Below are 16,301 nucleotides of genomic sequence, written 5' to 3' on the forward strand. Positions count from 1 at the left end.
GATTGACAAACTTCTTTGCCGATTCTGCAATACCTGTCATGACTACCGATGACGTTCTCGCCGAAGTGGGACCGAGGCTCAGGCGGCTGCGCAAGGACCGGGAGGTGACGCTCGCGGCGCTCTCCGAGACGACCGGCATCTCCGTGAGCACCTTGTCGCGTCTGGAGTCCGGCCTGCGCAAGCCCAGCCTGGAGCTGCTGCTGCCCATCGCCCAGGCCCATCAGGTGCCGCTGGACGAACTGGTCGGCGCCCCGCCGGTCGGCGATCCCCGGGTGCGGACCGCCCCGCTCGAACGGCACGGCCGCACCTTCTGGCCGTTGACGCGGCAACCCGGTGGGCTCCAGGCCTTCAAGGTGCTGGTGCCGCAGCGCGAGGAGGAGCCGGAGCTGCGCACACATGAGGGCTACGAGTGGCTGTACGTGCTGGCGGGGCGGCTGCGGGTGGTGCTGGGGGAGCACGACGTGGTGATGGCTGCGGGGGAGGCAGCGGAGTTCGACACCCGGGTGCCGCACTGGTTCGGATCGACCGGGGAGGGACCGGCGGAGTTTCTGAGCCTCTTCGGGCCACAGGGCGAGCGGATGCATGTGCGGGCGCGGCCCCGGACGGCGTGACGTGGGAGTGCGGAAGACGTGACGAGGGCGACTGTTCACCCGAGGGCTGTTCCCTGATCGGCAAGCGACCGCTTAGTATGCGGAGGATCCCGGTCAGACCCCGGCATGACGACGCAGTCCTGTGGAGGCCCCCCATGCAGGCATGGCAAGTGCACGAGAACGGCGAGCCGAGCGAGGCGATGCGCCTCGATGACGTGGCGCAGCCCGTGCCCGGCGAGGGCCAGGTCCTGCTGAAGGTGCGGGCCGCGAACATCAACTTCCCGGACGTGCTGATGTGCCGCGGCCACTACCAGGTCCGGCCGCCGCTGCCGTTCACGCCGGGCGTGGAGATCTGCGGCGAGACCGAGGACGGGCGGCGTGTGATCGCCAACCCCGCGCTGCCGTACGGCGGTTTCGCCGAGTACGCCGTCGCGGACGCCGCCGCCCTGCTGCCCGCACCCGACTCGCTGGACGACGCCGAGGCCGCGGCGCTGCACATCGGCTACCAGACGGGCTGGTTCGGTCTGCACCGGCGGGCCCACCTGGAGGCCGGCGAGACGCTGCTCGTCCACGCTGCCGCCGGAGGGGTCGGCAGCGCGGCCGTGCAGCTCGGGAAGGCGGCCGGGGCCACCGTCATCGGTGTCGTCGGCGGCGCCGAAAAGGCCGCCGTCGCCCGGGAGCTGGGCTGTGACGTGGTGGTCGACCGGCGGAGCGAGGACGTCGTCGCCGCCGTGAAGGAGGCCACCGGGGGCCGGGGCGCGGATGTCGTCTACGACCCCGTCGGCGGCGAGGCCTACACACAGTCGACCAAGGTCGTCGCCTTCGAGGGACGGATCGTGATCGTCGGCTTCGCGAGCGGGAACATCCCCAGCCCCGGCCTCAACCACGCCCTGGTGAAGAACTACGCGATCCTCGGACTGCACTGGGGCCTGTACAACACCAAGAACCCGAAGCTGGTCCAGCACTGCCACGAGCAGCTGACCGAACTGGCCGCCCGGGGCGCGATCAGGCCGCTGGTGAGCGAGCGGGTGCCGCTCGCCGGGGCCGCGGACGCCGCGCAGCGCCTCGGCGACGGCGTGACCACGGGCCGGGTCGTCGTCGTCCCGTCCCTCGGCAAGGGAGCCGCAGTATGACCGACGCAGCCGAACTCAAGCGCCGCACAGCCGAGTTGCTGGCCGCGCACCCGCCGGAGACCACGGACCGGCAGACCTTCCTGAAGGCCCGCTTCGACGCCGGGCTCGCCTGGGTGCACTACCCCGAGGGTCTCGGTGGACTCGGTGCCCCCCGTGCCCTCCAGGCCGTCGTGGACGCGGAGTTGGAGGCCGCGGGCGCCCCCGACAACGACCCGCGGCGCAACGGCATCGGCCTCGGCATGGCCGCGCCGACGATCCTCAAGTACGGCACCGACGAGCAGAAGCAGCGCTTCCTGCGCCCCCTGTGGGTGGGGGAGGAGATCTGGTGCCAGCTGTTCAGCGAGCCCGGCGCCGGATCCGACCTCGCCGCGCTCGGTACCCGGGCCGTGCGAGAGGGCGACACCTGGGTGGTCAACGGGCAGAAGGTGTGGACGTCCGGCGCCCACAACTCCCGCTGGGCCATCCTCATCGCCCGCACCGACCCGGACGTGCCCAAGCATCGCGGCATCACCTACTTCCTCTGCGACATGACCGACCCGGGCGTCGACGTGCGGCCGCTGCGCCAGATCACCGGCGAGGCCGAGTTCAACGAGGTCTTCCTCACCGACGTCCGCATCCCCGACAGCTGTCGGCTCGGCGAGGTCGGCGACGGCTGGAAGGTCGCGCAGACCACCCTGAACAATGAGCGCGTGGCGATCGGCGGCATGCGGCTGCCCCGCGAGGGCGGCATGATCGGCCCGATCTCCAGGACCTGGCGCGAGCGTCCCGAACTGCGCACCCAGGACCTGCACCAGAGCCTGCTGAAGCTCTGGGTCGACTCCGAGGTCGCCCGTCTCACCGCCGAACGCCTGCGCCAGCAGCTCGTCGCCGGACAACCCGGCCCCGAGGGCGCCGGCATGAAGCTCGCCTTCGCCCGCCTCAACCAGGAGATCAGCGGCCTGGAGGTCGAACTCCGCGGCGAGGAAGGTCTGTTGTACGACGACTGGACCATGCGGCGGCCCGAACTCGTGGACTTCACCGGCCGCGACGCCGGGTACCGCTACCTCCGCTCCAAGGGCAACAGCATCGAGGGCGGGACCACCGAGGTCCTGCTGAACATCGTCGCCGAGCGCGTCCTGGGCCTGCCGTCCGAGCCGCGCACCGACAAGGACCTCGCCTGGAAGGACCTGTCCCGATGAGTGCACAGTCCGATCTCCTCTACTCCGAGGAGGAAGAGGCGCTGCGGGCCGCCGTACGGGACCTGCTCGCCGACCACTGCGACGCGCCGGGCGTGATCGCCCGCACCGAGTCGGACACCCCGCACGACCTCGCCGCCTGGAAGGCCCTCGCCGACGGCATGGGCCTCGCCGGACTCCTGGTGCCCGAGGCGAAGGGCGGCCAGGGCGCCACGCACCGCGAAGTCGCCGTCGTCCTGGAGGAGTTGGGCCGTGCGGTCGCGCCCGTGCCCTACCTCACCAGTGCCGTCGTCGCCACCGAGGCGCTGCTCGCCTGCGACGCCGACGACCTGCTCGCCGAGCTCGCGTCCGGACGGCGGATCGGCGCCCTCGCCGTCGCGCTGAACGTCGCACCGGGCGGCGCCTACAAGGTCGTACGCCATGAAGACGGTTCCCTGCACGGGGAGTTGACCGCCGTCGCGGACGCCGTCGCGGCCGATGTACTGCTGATCCCCGCGGACGACGGCGGGCTGTACGCGGTGGAGGCCTCCGCAGCGACCGTCACCCCGCAGGTCTCCTTCGATCTGACCCGGCCGCTCGCGACCGTCACCCTCGACGCGGCACCGGGCCGCCTCCTCGGCGACGCCGAACCCGCCGTACGCCGGGCCCTGACGGCCGGTGCCGGACTGCTCGCCTCCGAGCAACTCGGGCTCGCGGACTGGACGTTGACCGAAACCGTGCGCTACCTCAAGGAGCGCAAGCAGTTCAACCGTCCCGTGGGCGGATTCCAGGCGCTCAAGCACCGCCTCGCCCAGCTGTGGCTGGAGGTCGTCAACCTCCGCGCCGCTGCCCGCAACGCCGCCGACGCGCTCACGACGGGTGCGGACACCGACGTGTCGGTCACCGTCGCCCAGGCCTACGCGGCGTCCGTCGCCGTGCACGCCGCCGAGGAGGCGCTCCAGATGCACGCCGGGATCGGCATGACGTGGGAGCACCCGGTCCATCTGTATCTGAAGCGGGCCAAGGCCGACTCGATCGCGTACGGCACGGCGGGCGCCCACCGTGCCCGGTTGGCCGAACTCGTCGACCTCCAGGCTCCCTGAGCGTCATCCCGTCCAGCCCGTGAAGCCCGCCCCACCTGGGGCGGGCTTCTTCGTGTGGCTGCGCGGAAGGAGTGAACAAGCGACGGCAGTCCGGCCAACTCCTGGCACGTACAGGTCCATTGAGTGCCGAACAGCCCCATACTCCCTGTGGTTCCGACCCGCCCCACAGGGAGGCAGAACATGGCCCGCATCACTCGTCGCAGAGCCCTCACCACCCTCGGCGCCACGGCCGCGGCGGTCCTCGCCCCGCCCGCCGGCAGCGCGTGGGCCGACGGCCACAAGCATCGGCCCCGCCCGCTGTGGCGCGCCCATGCCCACAACGACTACGACCATCCGCGCCCCCTCTTCGACGCCCTCGACCACCGCTTCGGCAGCGTCGAGGCCGACATCTTCCTGGTGGGCGACCAGCTGCTCATCGCCCACGACGCGACCGACCTCGACCCGACGCGCACCCTGGAATCCCTCTACCTCGACCCGCTGGCCGCCCGCGTCAAGGCCAACCACGGTTCCGTTTACCGGGGTTACCGCAGCCCGCTCCAGCTGCTCATCGACATCAAGACCGAGGGCTCCTCGACCTACCTCGAACTCGACCGCCATCTCCGCCGCTACAAGCACCTGTTCACGACCTGTGTGAACGGCCGCGTCCACCCGGGGCCGGTCACCGCCGTCATCTCCGGGGACCGCGCCGCCCGCATCCCGATGGAGGCCCAGACCGTACGCCGGGCCTTCTACGACGGCCGCCTGGCCGACCTCGGCAGCTCGGCGCCCGCCTCCTTCATCCCGCTGATCAGCGACAACTGGACGCTCAACTTCACCTGGCTCGGCGCGGGAGCCTTCCCCGACGCCGAGCGGCAGAAGCTGCGGAGCATCATCCGGCAGGCCCGTGCGCACGGGCAGAAAGTGCGGTTCTGGGCCACCCCGGACCTCGCGGGCCCCGCCCGGGACGCCCTGTGGACCGAGCTCCTCGCCGCCGGTGTCGACTACTTCAACACCGACGACCTGGCGGGCCTTGAGGCCTTCCTGGACGCCCATCGGTAAGAGTCCTCGAACGGGTGTGGACATCACTCGTTCGGAGGACGGGTCAGCCACCCGGACGAACCCTCCGCTACGCCACACTTGCGGCCGAACGCCGCGAAACGCACTGGGCGGTGTGGCGGAGGAGGCTGTCCATGGCGATTTCCATTTCTGTGCTGGTGCTGCTGCTTATCCTGGCGGTGGTCTTCCTGCGCAGCGGCGGGCTCAAGGCCTCCCACGCGCTGGTGTGCGCGCTGCTCGGCTTCTTCCTCGCCGGCACGAGCATCGCGCCCACCATCCACAGCGGCATCACGGCGACGGCGGACATCGTCAGCAGCCTGCGACCCTGAGGCCCGCCGGGGTCGTTCAGGGGCCGTACAGGGGCTGTTCAGGACGCCGAGAAGACCCCGATGCCGTTCGGTACGGGCCGCTCGGCGCCGCCCGAGGGGTGGTTGAGTGCGACGACGGAGGGCGTCCCCGGTGTGCGGGCGGCCATGGTCGTGGAGCCGCCGCCGTCCAGGCTGAAGGCGTCGGCCGACCCCAACGTCCGCATGGTGTCCGCCACTTCGGCGATGGTGAGCCCGCCGCGGTAGGCGGGTGCCCCGTCCAGCGCCAGGAGATACAGTCGTCGCCCGCCGTCCGCGATGCCCACGGCCGTTCGCACGGCCGACACCGTGTCGTCGAGCCCGGGCAGCGAGCGCCCCTCCTCGAGAACCGGGTAACCGCCGAGAGCGAAGCGGTAGGGGACCGCCGACGAAGCCGCGACCAGCCGGTGCCGGACCGTCACCGCCGCACCCACGGCAAGCTTCCGCAGCTGTTGTGCGCCCGCCTCCCGGCCCACGAGCACGGTGGTGCCGTCGGCGATCGGTCCGCTGCCCGGGGTGTCGGCGGTGGCGACGACATGCCCGGCGCGGACCGTCACCTCATGGGTGTCGGAACTGCACGGCGCGGCCCGGTCCGTGTCGGTCCCGCAGGTGGCCCGCACCCGGGACACACCTCCCCAGTCCGAGGTGAACGCCCCGACCGACCCGACGGGCAACGCGTACTGGTTCAGCCCGCCGAGCGGCAACCGTCCCTCGGGCGTCCCGACCGAGCCGGCGAGCTCGAGGTCGTCCAGCCGGGCCCTGCGGTCGACGCCCACGCCGAACACCTCCCTGGTGCTCGTGCCGGGCGGCAGCGCGGGACCGAAACGCTGGCCGTCCGGCACCGCCGCCTTGAGCACGTGGCCCTGTGCGATCGCCGGGCCCACACTCGCGCCGGTGGCCTCGACGCCCGGGTGCTGGGTCTCCGTGATGTTGAAGAAGTCGCCGTTCACCCCCGCGAGGGCGCCCTGCGCGGTGGCGAGCCGCGACACCGTGGACCGCGCGGCCACCGCGCCCGGATACAGCAGCTGCACCCGCACCCGCGGATCTCGCAGGTCCACCCGGAGCACATGGGCGTGTGCCACCCCCGCGGTCGCGGAGATGTCGAACTGCTCGTACTGCACGCCCGCCGCGAACCGCGTCCACTGCGGCGCGGCACCGGCCGGTGCCGCCCCCGTCAGGGCCGCACCGGCCAGTGTGCCGAGTGCCGCGAGAAACGTCAGTACCGATCTGCCTGCGCCGAAACGACTTTGACGGTGCGTCACAGCTCTCCCTGATGTCTCGTCAACTGTCCCAGGACTCAGGGGAAGTGCATCAGACGGCGATGGCGCAGGGGAGGTCTAAGCGCCGACCACACGCGAACGGATGAGGAAACGCACTCCCTCGGGTGCCTCGAGCGAGAATCCGCTGCCCCGGCCCTCGACGACGTCGACGATCAGCCGCGTGTGACTCCACACCTCGTACTGGCTCCTCGACATCCAGAACCTCACCGGTTCCGCGACCCCCGGCACGTCCAGCTCGGCGAGCAGCACGTCGGAGCCGCCGGTGCGGAACTCGCCCGCCGGGTAGCACATCGGCGCGCTGCCGTCGCAGCAGCCGCCCGACTGGTGGAACATCAACGGCCCGTGCGCCTCGTACAGACGGCGCAGCAGCTCGGCGGCCGCGGGCATCAGCTCGACGCGCGGCGCCTCGTCGTACCCGGCACGTGCGGAATCCTCGTCCATGGTCACCGAGTCCAGCACGGCGAAGGTTGCGAGGGGGTTGCACAGTCACATGCCGACGAAACTCACGGTCTCCGACACGCCTGCCCGCCCGGTACGCGGCTGTGCCGTCCCTTCCCTCTCGTAACCCACGGCGACACCGCAGAACAGGACGAGCCCGTCATCCGCCCCGACCGTCTCGCCGACGGTCCTGCGGTACATCGTCCACATCACCTAGGGGCAGCTGTGCAGCCCCTCCGCTCTCAGCAACAGCATGACCGTCTGCAGGTACATCCCCGCGTCCGCCCACTGCCCGCGCCCCATCGCCCGGTCGAGGTAGCAGAACAGCACGACCGGTGCCCCGAACGCCTCCGAGTTCAGGGCGGCGATCTTCCGGGGCCTGTCGGGGTCGTCGCGCCCGATTCCCAGCGCGGCGTACCGCTGGGCGGCCGCGGCGGCGAGACGGTCCAGATACGGCGAGGCCAGAGGGGCCGGGTACATCGGATACTCCCGCTCGTCGCCCGGATCTCCGGCCAGGGCCCTGGCGGTGGCTCGCCCTTTCAGCTCGGCCAGGGGCTCGCCGGTCACGACGTACAGGTGCCACGGCTGGAGGTTCCCGCTCGACGGGGCGCGCGTCGCCGCGGTCAGGACTCGTTCGAGTACATCCCTGGACACCGGCCGATCGCTGAACGCCCGTACGGCCCGGCGGCTGGTCACGGCTTCGTAGACGTCCACGTCTTCTCGTCCCTCTCGTCCAACGACCCACATTTTCCTACCGCGTTGGGAGATCGAACGTGGCGTACGGCGTGAAATGCGCCGGAGTGTGGTCGATCGGCAGGCCCGGGCGCCAGGCGGTCAGGCCCTGGGCGCTGCACACGAACAGGTTCTCCGGAAGGCGGTCGAGGGCGAACCAGCGCCAGTCGCCGACGCGTTCGTCGGGCTGGTCGGACGGCTCGCCACGCCAGGCGGTGACCTGGGCGGCCACGGTCATCCGCACCACGCCGTCGACGTCGTCGAGGAGCGTGCCCAGGAGCCGGACGTCGGCCGGGCGGGCCTCGATGCCGGTCTCCTCGCGGAGTTCGCGCACCACCGTCCCCACCAGCGGCTCCCCGGGCTCCACCGTGCCGCCGGGCAGCTCCCAGGTGCCGCGCCGGTGCCGGCCGAGAAGCAGTCCGCGGGGGCCGTAGAGGATGGCGCCGACACCGATGGCCGCGTGCGGCACCGGGCCGCGGTTCGAGCGGGGGCGTGAGGAGACCCGGACCGGCCGGGTCGCCCGGAAGAGGCGGTACGAGGCGTGGTTGCCCTCCTCCGGTGCGTCGAGGACGTCGATCCCCTCGACCCGCAGCCCGTGCTCGCCGAGCAGGTCCGTCCAGAGCTCCGGAGCGAGCACCCACATCCGGACGGTGGTCTCCCCGCCCCCGGCGAGCCGCAGGATCTCGGACCGTGACTCGACCTGCGACGAGGGGCCGTCTCCGCGCGAGTTGGTGTGCAGCACGGTGAAGCACAGCGTTCCGCCGGGCCGCAGCGCCCCGGCGAGGGCCGGCAGCAGCCGGCGGGGATCGATGTACGGCACCGCGTTGACGGAGTAGACGACGTCGTACGGTTCCGCCGTGCCGAGGTGTTCGACGGCGTCGGCCCTGATCAGGCGCAGCCCGGGCAGGGAGTCGTAGCGGGCGAGGGCCCGTGCGTGCTGTGTCGGCGAGGAGTCGACCGCGTCCACCGAGGCGCCGTACGCGCGGACGAGATGCGCCGCGTGCCGGGCCGGGCCGCACCCGAGGTCCAGCACGCGCCGCCCGGCGAGCTCGCCGAGGATCTCGGCGCCGGGACCGGTGTTCCCGGGGCCCCAGTCGAACCGTTCCAGCTCCGGCAGCACCGTGCCACGCCGTAGATGGTGGTCGCCGTAGGCGTGCCAGGCCTCGGCGTTGACCGAGTGGGGGTCGAGTGGTCGTGGGGTCAACGTGCCTCCCGGGTGCGGTGGTCGAGCTCGGAACCCTATGCGGGGCGGTCGCCCTTTGCCGTCGCGCATCTTGACGTGTACTTGACGGAGTGGCTCTATGGGAGCGCTCCCATACCCCTTCCGACTGCACGACTCACCCCTGGAGCCGCAGTGAGAAGAACGAGAAAGAGCCCATTAACCACCCTCTTCGCCAAACTGGCGGCCCTCGTAGGGCTGGTGCTGCTCGGCGCCCTGTGTCCCGGCACGGCCCAGGCCGCCGGGGAACCCGCCGCCCAGGCCACCGGCCTGCACATCAGCAACGGCCGCCTGGTGGAGGGCAACGGCAACGACTTCGTCATGCGGGGCGTCAATCACGCCCACACCTGGTACCCGAACGAGTTGGGATCGCTGGCAGACATCAAGGCGCAGGGCGCCAACACCGTCCGGGTGGTCCTCGCCGACGGTCACCGCTGGACCGCCAACAGCGCCGCCGACGTGACCAATGTGATCGCGCAGTGCAAGGCCAACCGGCTCATCTGCGTCCTGGAGGTGCACGACACCACCGGCTACGGCGAGGACAGCGCCGCCGGCACCCTCGACCAGGCCGCCGACTACTGGATCGGCCTGAAGAGCGTCCTGGCCGGCCAGGAGGACTACATCGTCATCAACATCGGCAACGAGCCCTGGGGCAACACCGACCCCGCCGGCTGGACCGCCCCGACGATCGCCGCGATCCAGAAGCTGCGCAACGCCGGCTTCCAGCACACGATCATGGTGGACGCGCCCAACTGGGGCCAGGACTGGCAGCAGGTCATGCGGACCAATGCCCAGTCCGTGTACGCCGCCGACACCACCGGCAACCTGATCTTCTCGATCCACATGTACAGCGTCTTCGACACCGCGGCGGAGGTCACCGACTATCTGAACGCCTTCGTCACGGCCAAACTGCCCATCCTGATAGGGGAGTTCGGCGGCCCCGCCGACCAGTGGGGCGATCCGGACGAGGACACCATGATGGCCACCGCCGAGCAGCTCCACCTCGGCTATCTGGCCTGGTCCTGGAGCGGCAACACCGACCCGATCCTCGACCTGGTGCTCAACTTCGACCCGGCGCAGATGACTTCCTGGGGCAAGCGGATCTTCAACGGCGCCAACGGCATCGCGCAGACCGCCAAGGAGGCCACGGTCTTCGGCGGCGGCACGGGCGACACCCAGGCCCCGACCGCTCCCGGCACCCCGACCGCCTCCGCGGTGACGGCCGCCTCCGCCAACCTGACCTGGGCGGCGTCCACTGACAACGTTGGCGTAGCGGGCTACGACGTCGTCCGCGTCAGCGGCGGCACCGAGACCAAGGTCGCGGCCTCGACGGCGAACTCGGTGACCGTGACCGGCCTGACCGCCGACACGGCGTACTCCTTCGCCGTCTACGCCCGTGACGCCGCCGGGAACCGGTCCGCCCGCTCGGCCACCGTGAGCGTGACGACCCCTGCCGTGCCCGCGGGGACCTGCTCCGTCGGCTACCGCGTGGTCGGCGAGTGGCAGGGCGGCTTCCAGGGCGAGATCGCCGTTCGCAACACCGGCACCGCCCCGGTGACCGGCTGGAAGCTCGGCTTCACCTTCGCGGACGGGCAGACCGTCTCCAACATGTGGGGCGGGACCGCCGTGCAGAGCGGCGCGGCGGTGACCGTCACCCCCGCTTCTTACACCAACACCATCCCCGCCGGGGGCTCGGTGACCGTCGGATTCATCGGCGGCAAGGGTGCGAAGAACACCGCGCCCACCGCCTTCACCCTCAACGGAGGTTCCTGCGCCAACGGTTGATGCCTCCCGGTCATCAGGTCAACTGTCCCGGACTCTTGACTCGGAACATACTCAGTCGCGATCCTGACGCACATATTGCGCCGGTCATGACAATCCCAAGGGCAGTCAAAACTCCCTCGGTCGACGGCGCCCTCCCGCCGACCGAGGGACGTGGGCCATGACCGGAAGCTCCGGCCGCAAACGCAAGAACATCACCGTGGTCTCCGTGCTCTTCCTGGTGCTGGCCACGATCCTCGGCCCCACGCCGAGTTCGGCGGCCACCGACTGGTGGACACCGACGGCCAGGCCCACCCCCGACGCCCAGGTCAACATCACCGGAGCACCCTTCACCGGCACCAACTCGGCCGGTGAGGTGCGGGGGTTCATCGACGCGCACAACCACCTGTTCTCCAACGAGGCCTTCGGCGGGCGGCTGATCTGCGGCAAGGTCTTCTCCGAGTCCGGCGTCGCCGACGCCCTCAAGGACTGTCCCGAGCACTACCCGGACGGCTCCCTCGCGCTCTTCGACTACATCACCCACGGCGGCGACGGCAAGCACGACCCGACCGGCTGGCCCACCTTCAAGGACTGGCCGGCGTACGACTCGATGACCCACCAGGCCGACTACTACGCCTGGGTGGAGCGGGCCTGGCGCGGTGGCCAGCGGGTCCTCGTCAACGACCTCGTCACCAACGGCATGATCTGCTCCATCTACCCGTTCAAGGACCGCAGTTGTGACGAGATGACCTCGATCCGCCTGCAGGCCAAGCTGACCTACGACCTCCAGGCCTTCATCGACAAGATGTACGGCGGCACGGGCAAGGGCTGGTTCCGGATCGTCACCGACAGCGCGCAGGCCCGACAGGTCGTCCAGCAGGGCAAGTTGGCCGTCGTCCTCGGCGTCGAGACCTCCGAGCCGTTCGGCTGCAAGCAGATCCTCGACATCGGTCAGTGCAGCAAGGCGGACATCGACAAGGGACTCGACGAGCTGTACGCGCTGGGCGTGCGCTCCATGTTCCTGTGCCACAAGTTCGACAACGCCCTGTGCGGTGTCCGCTTCGACGAGGGGGGTCTCGGAACCGCCATCAACGTCGGGCAGTTCCTGTCCACCGGCACCTTCTGGAAGACCGAGAAGTGCACGACCGCGATGCACGACAACCCCATCGGTACGGCGGCCAGCGAGGCGGAGAGCGACCTGCCGGCCGGCACCGAGGTCCCGGCGTACGACGAGAACGCGCAGTGCAACGTCCGCGGGCTCACCGACCTCGGCGAGTACGCCGCGCGCGGCATGATGAAACGCAAGATGATGCTCGAGATCGACCACATGAGCGTCAAGGCCACCGGCCAGGTCCTCGACATCTTCGAGGCCGCGAACTACCCCGGCGTGATCTCCTCGCACAGCTGGATGGACCTCAACTGGACGGAGCGCGTGTACTCGTTGGGCGGTTTCGTCGCCCAGTACATGCACGGCTCGCAGGGCTTCGCCGCCGAGGCCAAGCGCACCGACGCGCTGCGCGACAAGTACAACGTCGGCTACGGCTACGGCACCGACTTCAACGGCATCGGCGACCACCCCGCACCGCGCGGGGCGAACGCCGCGAACAAGGTGACGTACCCCTTCAAGAGCGTCGACGGCGGTTCCGTGATCGACAGGCAGACGAGCGGGCAGCGCGTCTTCGACTTCAACACCGACGGGGCCGCCCATGTCGGCATGATCCCGGACTGGATCGAGGACATCCGGCTCGTCGGCGGGCAGGGCGTGGTCGACGACCTGTTCCGCGGTGCCGAGTCCTACCTCGACACGTGGGGTGCCTCCGAGCGGCACCAGGCGTCGGTGAACCTCGCTGCCGGGCGCCCGGCGACGGCCGGTTCGTCCGAGTCCAACCCGTTCACCAGCTACCAGCCCGGCCGGGCCGTGGACGGCGACGACTCCAGCCGCTGGGCCAGCGACTGGAGCGACGACCAGTGGTGGCAGGTCGACCTGGGCTCCACCAACCTGGTCTCCAAGGTCACGCTCGACTGGGAGCAGGCGTACGGGAAGTCGTACCGCGTCGAACTCTCCACGGACGGCACGACCTGGACGACGGCCTGGTCCACCACCTCCGGTGACGGCGGCCTCGACACGGCCAAGTTCACCGGTACCCCGGCCCGTTACGTCCGGGTCCACGGTCTCGACCGCGGCACCGACTGGGGATACTCGCTCTACGAGGTGGGCGTCCACAGCGGCTGATTCTCGACAGCGGGGGACACACATGGCACGCATGCCGTCGGCCGAAAGGCGCAGACAGCTGACGGAAGCGGCGATCAGGGCGATGGCCCGGGACGGCGTCGCGAAGACGACGACCCGGTCCATCGCCGCCGAGGCAGGCGTGTCCCTGAGCGTCTTCCACTACTGCTTCGACTCCAAGCAGGCCCTCGTCGAGGCCGTCATCACCACCCTCACCGACCACTCCGTCACCGTGGTCAAAGAGGCGCTGCGCCCCAGGGACACCCTGGAGGGGACCGTCGCCGCCGGTTTCCGGGCGTACTGGGAACACGTCCGCGCCCACCCCGAGGCGCACATGCTCACCTACGAGCTGACCCAGTACGCCCTGCGCGAGCCAGGCTTCGAGCACCTGGCCAGGCGCCAGTACGAGCTGTACGGCGAGGCGTACGCGGTGCTCATCGAGCAGCTGCGCAGCGACATGGAGCTGCGGCTGGGGGTGCCCGTCTCCGTGCTGGCCCGTTATCTCGCGGCCATGACCGACGGGCTCACCCTGAACTACCTCGTCCTCGGCGACGCGGCCGCGTGGAACGACATCCTCGACACGGTCACCGCCCACATCGCGGGGCTGGTCCAGGACGAGGGGCCCTGAGGCCGGTCGGTCGGTCAGTCGGTCGGTCAGTCGGTCGGTCAGGATTCGAGAAGCGCGGACCGGGGGCGGTGGCTAGCGTGAGTCCAGGAGCTGCGCCGAAGCGCCGCGGTCGACGTAATCTTCGAAGCTGTCGAAACCGGTCGGACCGAGCCGGGGGACGCCGTCGAGGACGCGAGGGCGGCCCGGCCCCACAGATGGAGACACGATGAGCAAGGCCACCACGACGGGCGCGCCGCACCCTGCTGACAGCCACGACCTGATCCGCGTGCACGGGGCGCGCGAGAACAATCTCAAGGACGTCAGCATCGAGATCCCCAAGCGCCGGCTCACGGTGTTCACCGGGGTCTCCGGCTCCGGCAAGAGCTCGCTGGTGTTCGACACCATCGCCGCCGAGTCGCAGCGGATGATCAACGAGACCTACAGCGCCTTCGTACAGGGCTTCATGCCGACCCTGGGCCGCCCCGAGGTCGACGTCCTGGACGGCCTCACCACCGCGATCACCGTCGACCAGCAGCGCCTCGGCGGCGACCCGCGCTCCACCGTCGGCACCGTCACCGACACCAACGCGATGCTCCGCATCCTGTTCAGCAGACTCGGCACCCCGCACATCGGCTCACCGAAGGCGTTCTCCTTCAACGTCGCCTCGATCAGCGGGGCGGGCGCGGTGACCATGGAGCGCGGCGGGCAGACGGTGAAGGAGCGGCGCAGCTTCAGCATCGTCGGCGGCATGTGCCCGCGCTGCGAGGGCCGGGGCACGGTCAACGACATCGACCTCACCCAGCTCTACGACGACTCCAAGTCGCTCGCCGACGGCGCGATGACCATCCCCGGCTACAAGGCCGGCGGCTGGAACTACCGGCTCTACAGCGAGTCCGGCTTCTTCGACGCGGACAAGCCGATCCGGAAGTTCACCAAGAAGGAACTCCAGGACTTCCTGTACCGCGAGCCGACCAGGATGAAGATCGCGGGCATCAACATGACCTACGAGGGTCTGGTCCCGCGGATCCAGAAGTCGATGCTCGCCAAGGACCGCGAGTCGATGCAGCCGCACATCCGCGAGTTCGTGGACCGCGCGATCACCTTCATGGTGTGCCCCGAGTGCGACGGAACCCGGCTCAGCGACGGTGCCCGGTCCTCGAAGATCAAGGGGATCAGCATCGCCGACGCCTGCGCGATGCAGATCAGCGACCTCGCCGAGTGGGTGCGGGCCCTGGACGAGCCGTCGGTCGGGCCGCTGCTGACGGCGCTCGGGGAGACCCTCGACTCGTTCGTGGAGATCGGCCTCGGCTATCTCTCCCTCGACCGCCCCTCGGGCACCCTGTCCGGCGGCGAGGCGCAGCGCACCAAGATGATCCGCCACCTCGGCTCCTCGCTCACCGATGTCACCTACGTCTTCGACGAGCCGACCATCGGGCTGCACCCCCATGACATCCAGCGCATGAACAACCTGCTGCTGCGCCTGCGGGACAAGGGCAACACGGTGCTCGTCGTGGAGCACAAGCCGGAGACGATCGTGATCGCCGACCACGTCGTCGACCTCGGGCCGGGTGCCGGTACGGCGGGCGGTTCGGTCTGTTTCGAGGGCACCGTGGAGGGGCTGCGGACCAGCGACACCGTCACCGGACGCCACTTCGACGACCGGGCAGGGTTCAAGGACACGGTCCGCAAGGCGACCGGCGCGCTGGAGATCCGCGGTGCCTCCACGCACAACCTCCAGGGCGTCGACGTCGACATCCCGCTGGGCGTGCTGACCGTGATCACCGGCGTCGCGGGATCCGGCAAGAGCTCGCTCGTGCACGGGTCGATCCCGGCCGGGGAAGGGGTCGTGTCCGTCGACCAGGGCGCCATCCGCGGCTCCAGGCGCAGCAACCCGGCGACGTACACCGGACTGCTCGAACCGATCCGCAAGGCGTTCGCGAAGGCCAACGGCGTGAAGCCGGCGCTGTTCAGCGCCAACTCCGAGGGCGCCTGTCCCACCTGCAACGGTGCCGGGGTCGTGTACACCGACCTGGCGATGATGGCCGGGGTCGCCACGACCTGCGAGGAGTGCGAGGGGAAGCGGTTCCAGGCCTCGGTGCTGGAGTACCACCTCGGCGGGCGGGACATCAGCGAGGTGCTCGCGATGCCGGTGACGGAGGCCTTGGAGTTCTTCGCCGCGGGTGAGGCGGCCACGCCCGCCGCGCACCGGATCCTGGAACGCCTCTCGGACGTCGGGCTCGGCTATCTCACCCTCGGCCAGCCGCTCACCACGCTGTCCGGCGGTGAGCGGCAGCGGCTGAAACTGGCGACCCACATGGGGGACAAGGGCGGCGTGTACGTCCTCGACGAACCGACCACGGGCCTCCACCTCGCCGATGTCGAGCAACTGCTGGGACTGCTGGACCGGTTGGTGGACTCCGGCAAGTCGGTCATCGTCGTCGAGCACCACCAGGCGGTCATGTCGCACGCGGACTGGATCATCGACCTCGGCCCGGGCGCGGGCCACGACGGCGGACGGATCGTCTTCGAGGGCACGCCCGCGGAACTCGTCGCCGCCGGGTCGACGATCACGGCGGAGCATCTGGCGGCGTACGTGGGCGTGTGACACCGCGTTTCCGCTGCGCAGGGAGGGCAGGGCCCCGATCGAGGAGGCCCTGCCCTCCTTCCCTTGCCCC

At 70.3% G+C, this 16,301-nt stretch carries 13 protein-coding genes and 1 pseudogene; 10 read left to right on the top strand and 4 right to left on the bottom strand.

Annotation, left to right across the window (positions count from 1 at the left end; all coding sequences use genetic code 11):
* The first annotated feature begins 38 nt into the window (after window positions 1-38).
* The 6 genes from ACFYRX_RS26655 (at window position 39) to ACFYRX_RS26680 (ending at window position 5,344) form a co-directional block, all read left to right on the top strand.
* Entirely contained in the window at window positions 39-611 is a 573-nt protein-coding gene (locus ACFYRX_RS26655) for a helix-turn-helix domain-containing protein (RefSeq protein WP_389104474.1), read from the top strand.
* A gap of 134 nt (window positions 612-745) precedes the next feature.
* Entirely contained in the window at window positions 746-1,723 is a 978-nt protein-coding gene (locus tag ACFYRX_RS26660) for an NADPH:quinone oxidoreductase family protein (protein WP_389104476.1), read from the top strand.
* Window positions 1,720-2,901 (top strand): acyl-CoA dehydrogenase family protein, encoded by a 1,182-nt coding sequence (locus tag ACFYRX_RS26665; protein ID WP_389104478.1) that lies wholly within the window; start codon window positions 1,720-1,722, stop codon window positions 2,899-2,901. The genes ACFYRX_RS26660 and ACFYRX_RS26665 overlap by 4 nt, the downstream gene beginning before the upstream one ends.
* Window positions 2,898-3,980 (top strand): acyl-CoA dehydrogenase family protein, encoded by a 1,083-nt coding sequence (locus ACFYRX_RS26670; protein ID WP_389104481.1) that lies wholly within the window; start codon window positions 2,898-2,900, stop codon window positions 3,978-3,980. Before ACFYRX_RS26665 ends, ACFYRX_RS26670 begins: the two co-directional genes overlap by 4 nt.
* A gap of 180 nt (window positions 3,981-4,160) precedes the next feature.
* Window positions 4,161-5,018, top strand: coding sequence for a phosphatidylinositol-specific phospholipase C/glycerophosphodiester phosphodiesterase family protein (locus tag ACFYRX_RS26675; RefSeq protein WP_389104484.1), 858 nt, complete (start codon window positions 4,161-4,163; stop codon window positions 5,016-5,018).
* 131 nt (window positions 5,019-5,149) lie between these two features.
* Window positions 5,150-5,344: a hypothetical protein gene (locus ACFYRX_RS26680; RefSeq protein ID WP_389104487.1), complete on the top strand. Its 195-nt coding sequence runs from the start codon at window positions 5,150-5,152 to the stop codon at window positions 5,342-5,344.
* Between the two features lie 38 nt (window positions 5,345-5,382).
* Here the strand turns inward: ACFYRX_RS26680 and ACFYRX_RS26685 are convergent, their stop codons facing one another.
* The 4 genes and pseudogenes from ACFYRX_RS26685 to ACFYRX_RS26700 all read right to left on the bottom strand — a co-directional run bounded on the left by ACFYRX_RS26685 (window position 5,383) and on the right by ACFYRX_RS26700 (window position 9,013).
* Window positions 5,383-6,621 carry a phosphodiester glycosidase family protein gene (locus ACFYRX_RS26685; RefSeq protein WP_389104490.1) on the bottom strand — a complete coding sequence of 413 codons (1,239 nt, stop codon included), beginning with the start codon at window positions 6,619-6,621 and terminating at the stop codon, window positions 5,383-5,385.
* Window positions 6,622-6,696: 75 nt separating this feature from the next.
* On the bottom strand, window positions 6,697-7,080 hold the full coding sequence (locus ACFYRX_RS26690; RefSeq protein ID WP_389104492.1) for a DUF779 domain-containing protein: 384 nt from the start codon (window positions 7,078-7,080) through the stop codon (window positions 6,697-6,699).
* 45 nt (window positions 7,081-7,125) lie between these two features.
* A pseudogene (locus ACFYRX_RS26695) lies at window positions 7,126-7,791 on the bottom strand (nitroreductase).
* Window positions 7,792-7,828: 37 nt separating this feature from the next.
* Window positions 7,829-9,013, bottom strand: a complete 1,185-nt coding sequence (locus ACFYRX_RS26700; protein WP_389104495.1) for an NUDIX domain-containing protein — start codon at window positions 9,011-9,013, stop codon at window positions 7,829-7,831.
* A 216-nt stretch (window positions 9,014-9,229) separates the two neighbouring features.
* Here ACFYRX_RS26700 and ACFYRX_RS26705 point away from each other — a divergent pair, with 216 nt between their 5' ends.
* The 4 genes from ACFYRX_RS26705 to ACFYRX_RS26720 all read left to right on the top strand — a co-directional run bounded on the left by ACFYRX_RS26705 (window position 9,230) and on the right by ACFYRX_RS26720 (window position 16,231).
* Window positions 9,230-10,813, top strand: coding sequence for a cellulase family glycosylhydrolase (locus ACFYRX_RS26705; RefSeq protein WP_389104498.1), 1,584 nt, complete (start codon window positions 9,230-9,232; stop codon window positions 10,811-10,813).
* A 157-nt stretch (window positions 10,814-10,970) separates the two neighbouring features.
* The gene (locus tag ACFYRX_RS26710; RefSeq protein WP_389104500.1) at window positions 10,971-13,022 is read left to right on the top strand and encodes a discoidin domain-containing protein; all 2,052 of its coding nucleotides are present in this window, start codon (window positions 10,971-10,973) and stop codon (window positions 13,020-13,022) included.
* Window positions 13,023-13,044: 22 nt separating this feature from the next.
* Window positions 13,045-13,647 (top strand): TetR/AcrR family transcriptional regulator, encoded by a 603-nt coding sequence (locus ACFYRX_RS26715; protein ID WP_389104503.1) that lies wholly within the window; start codon window positions 13,045-13,047, stop codon window positions 13,645-13,647.
* Between the two features lie 205 nt (window positions 13,648-13,852).
* Complete coding sequence (locus ACFYRX_RS26720; RefSeq protein WP_389104506.1) at window positions 13,853-16,231, top strand: ATP-binding cassette domain-containing protein; 2,379 nt, start codon at window positions 13,853-13,855, stop codon at window positions 16,229-16,231.
* Window positions 16,232-16,301: the final 70 nt, after the last annotated feature.

The sequence above is a fragment of the Streptomyces sp. NPDC005374 genome, assembly GCF_042872225.1.
In the GTDB taxonomy this organism is placed as follows: domain Bacteria; phylum Actinomycetota; class Actinomycetes; order Streptomycetales; family Streptomycetaceae; genus Streptomyces.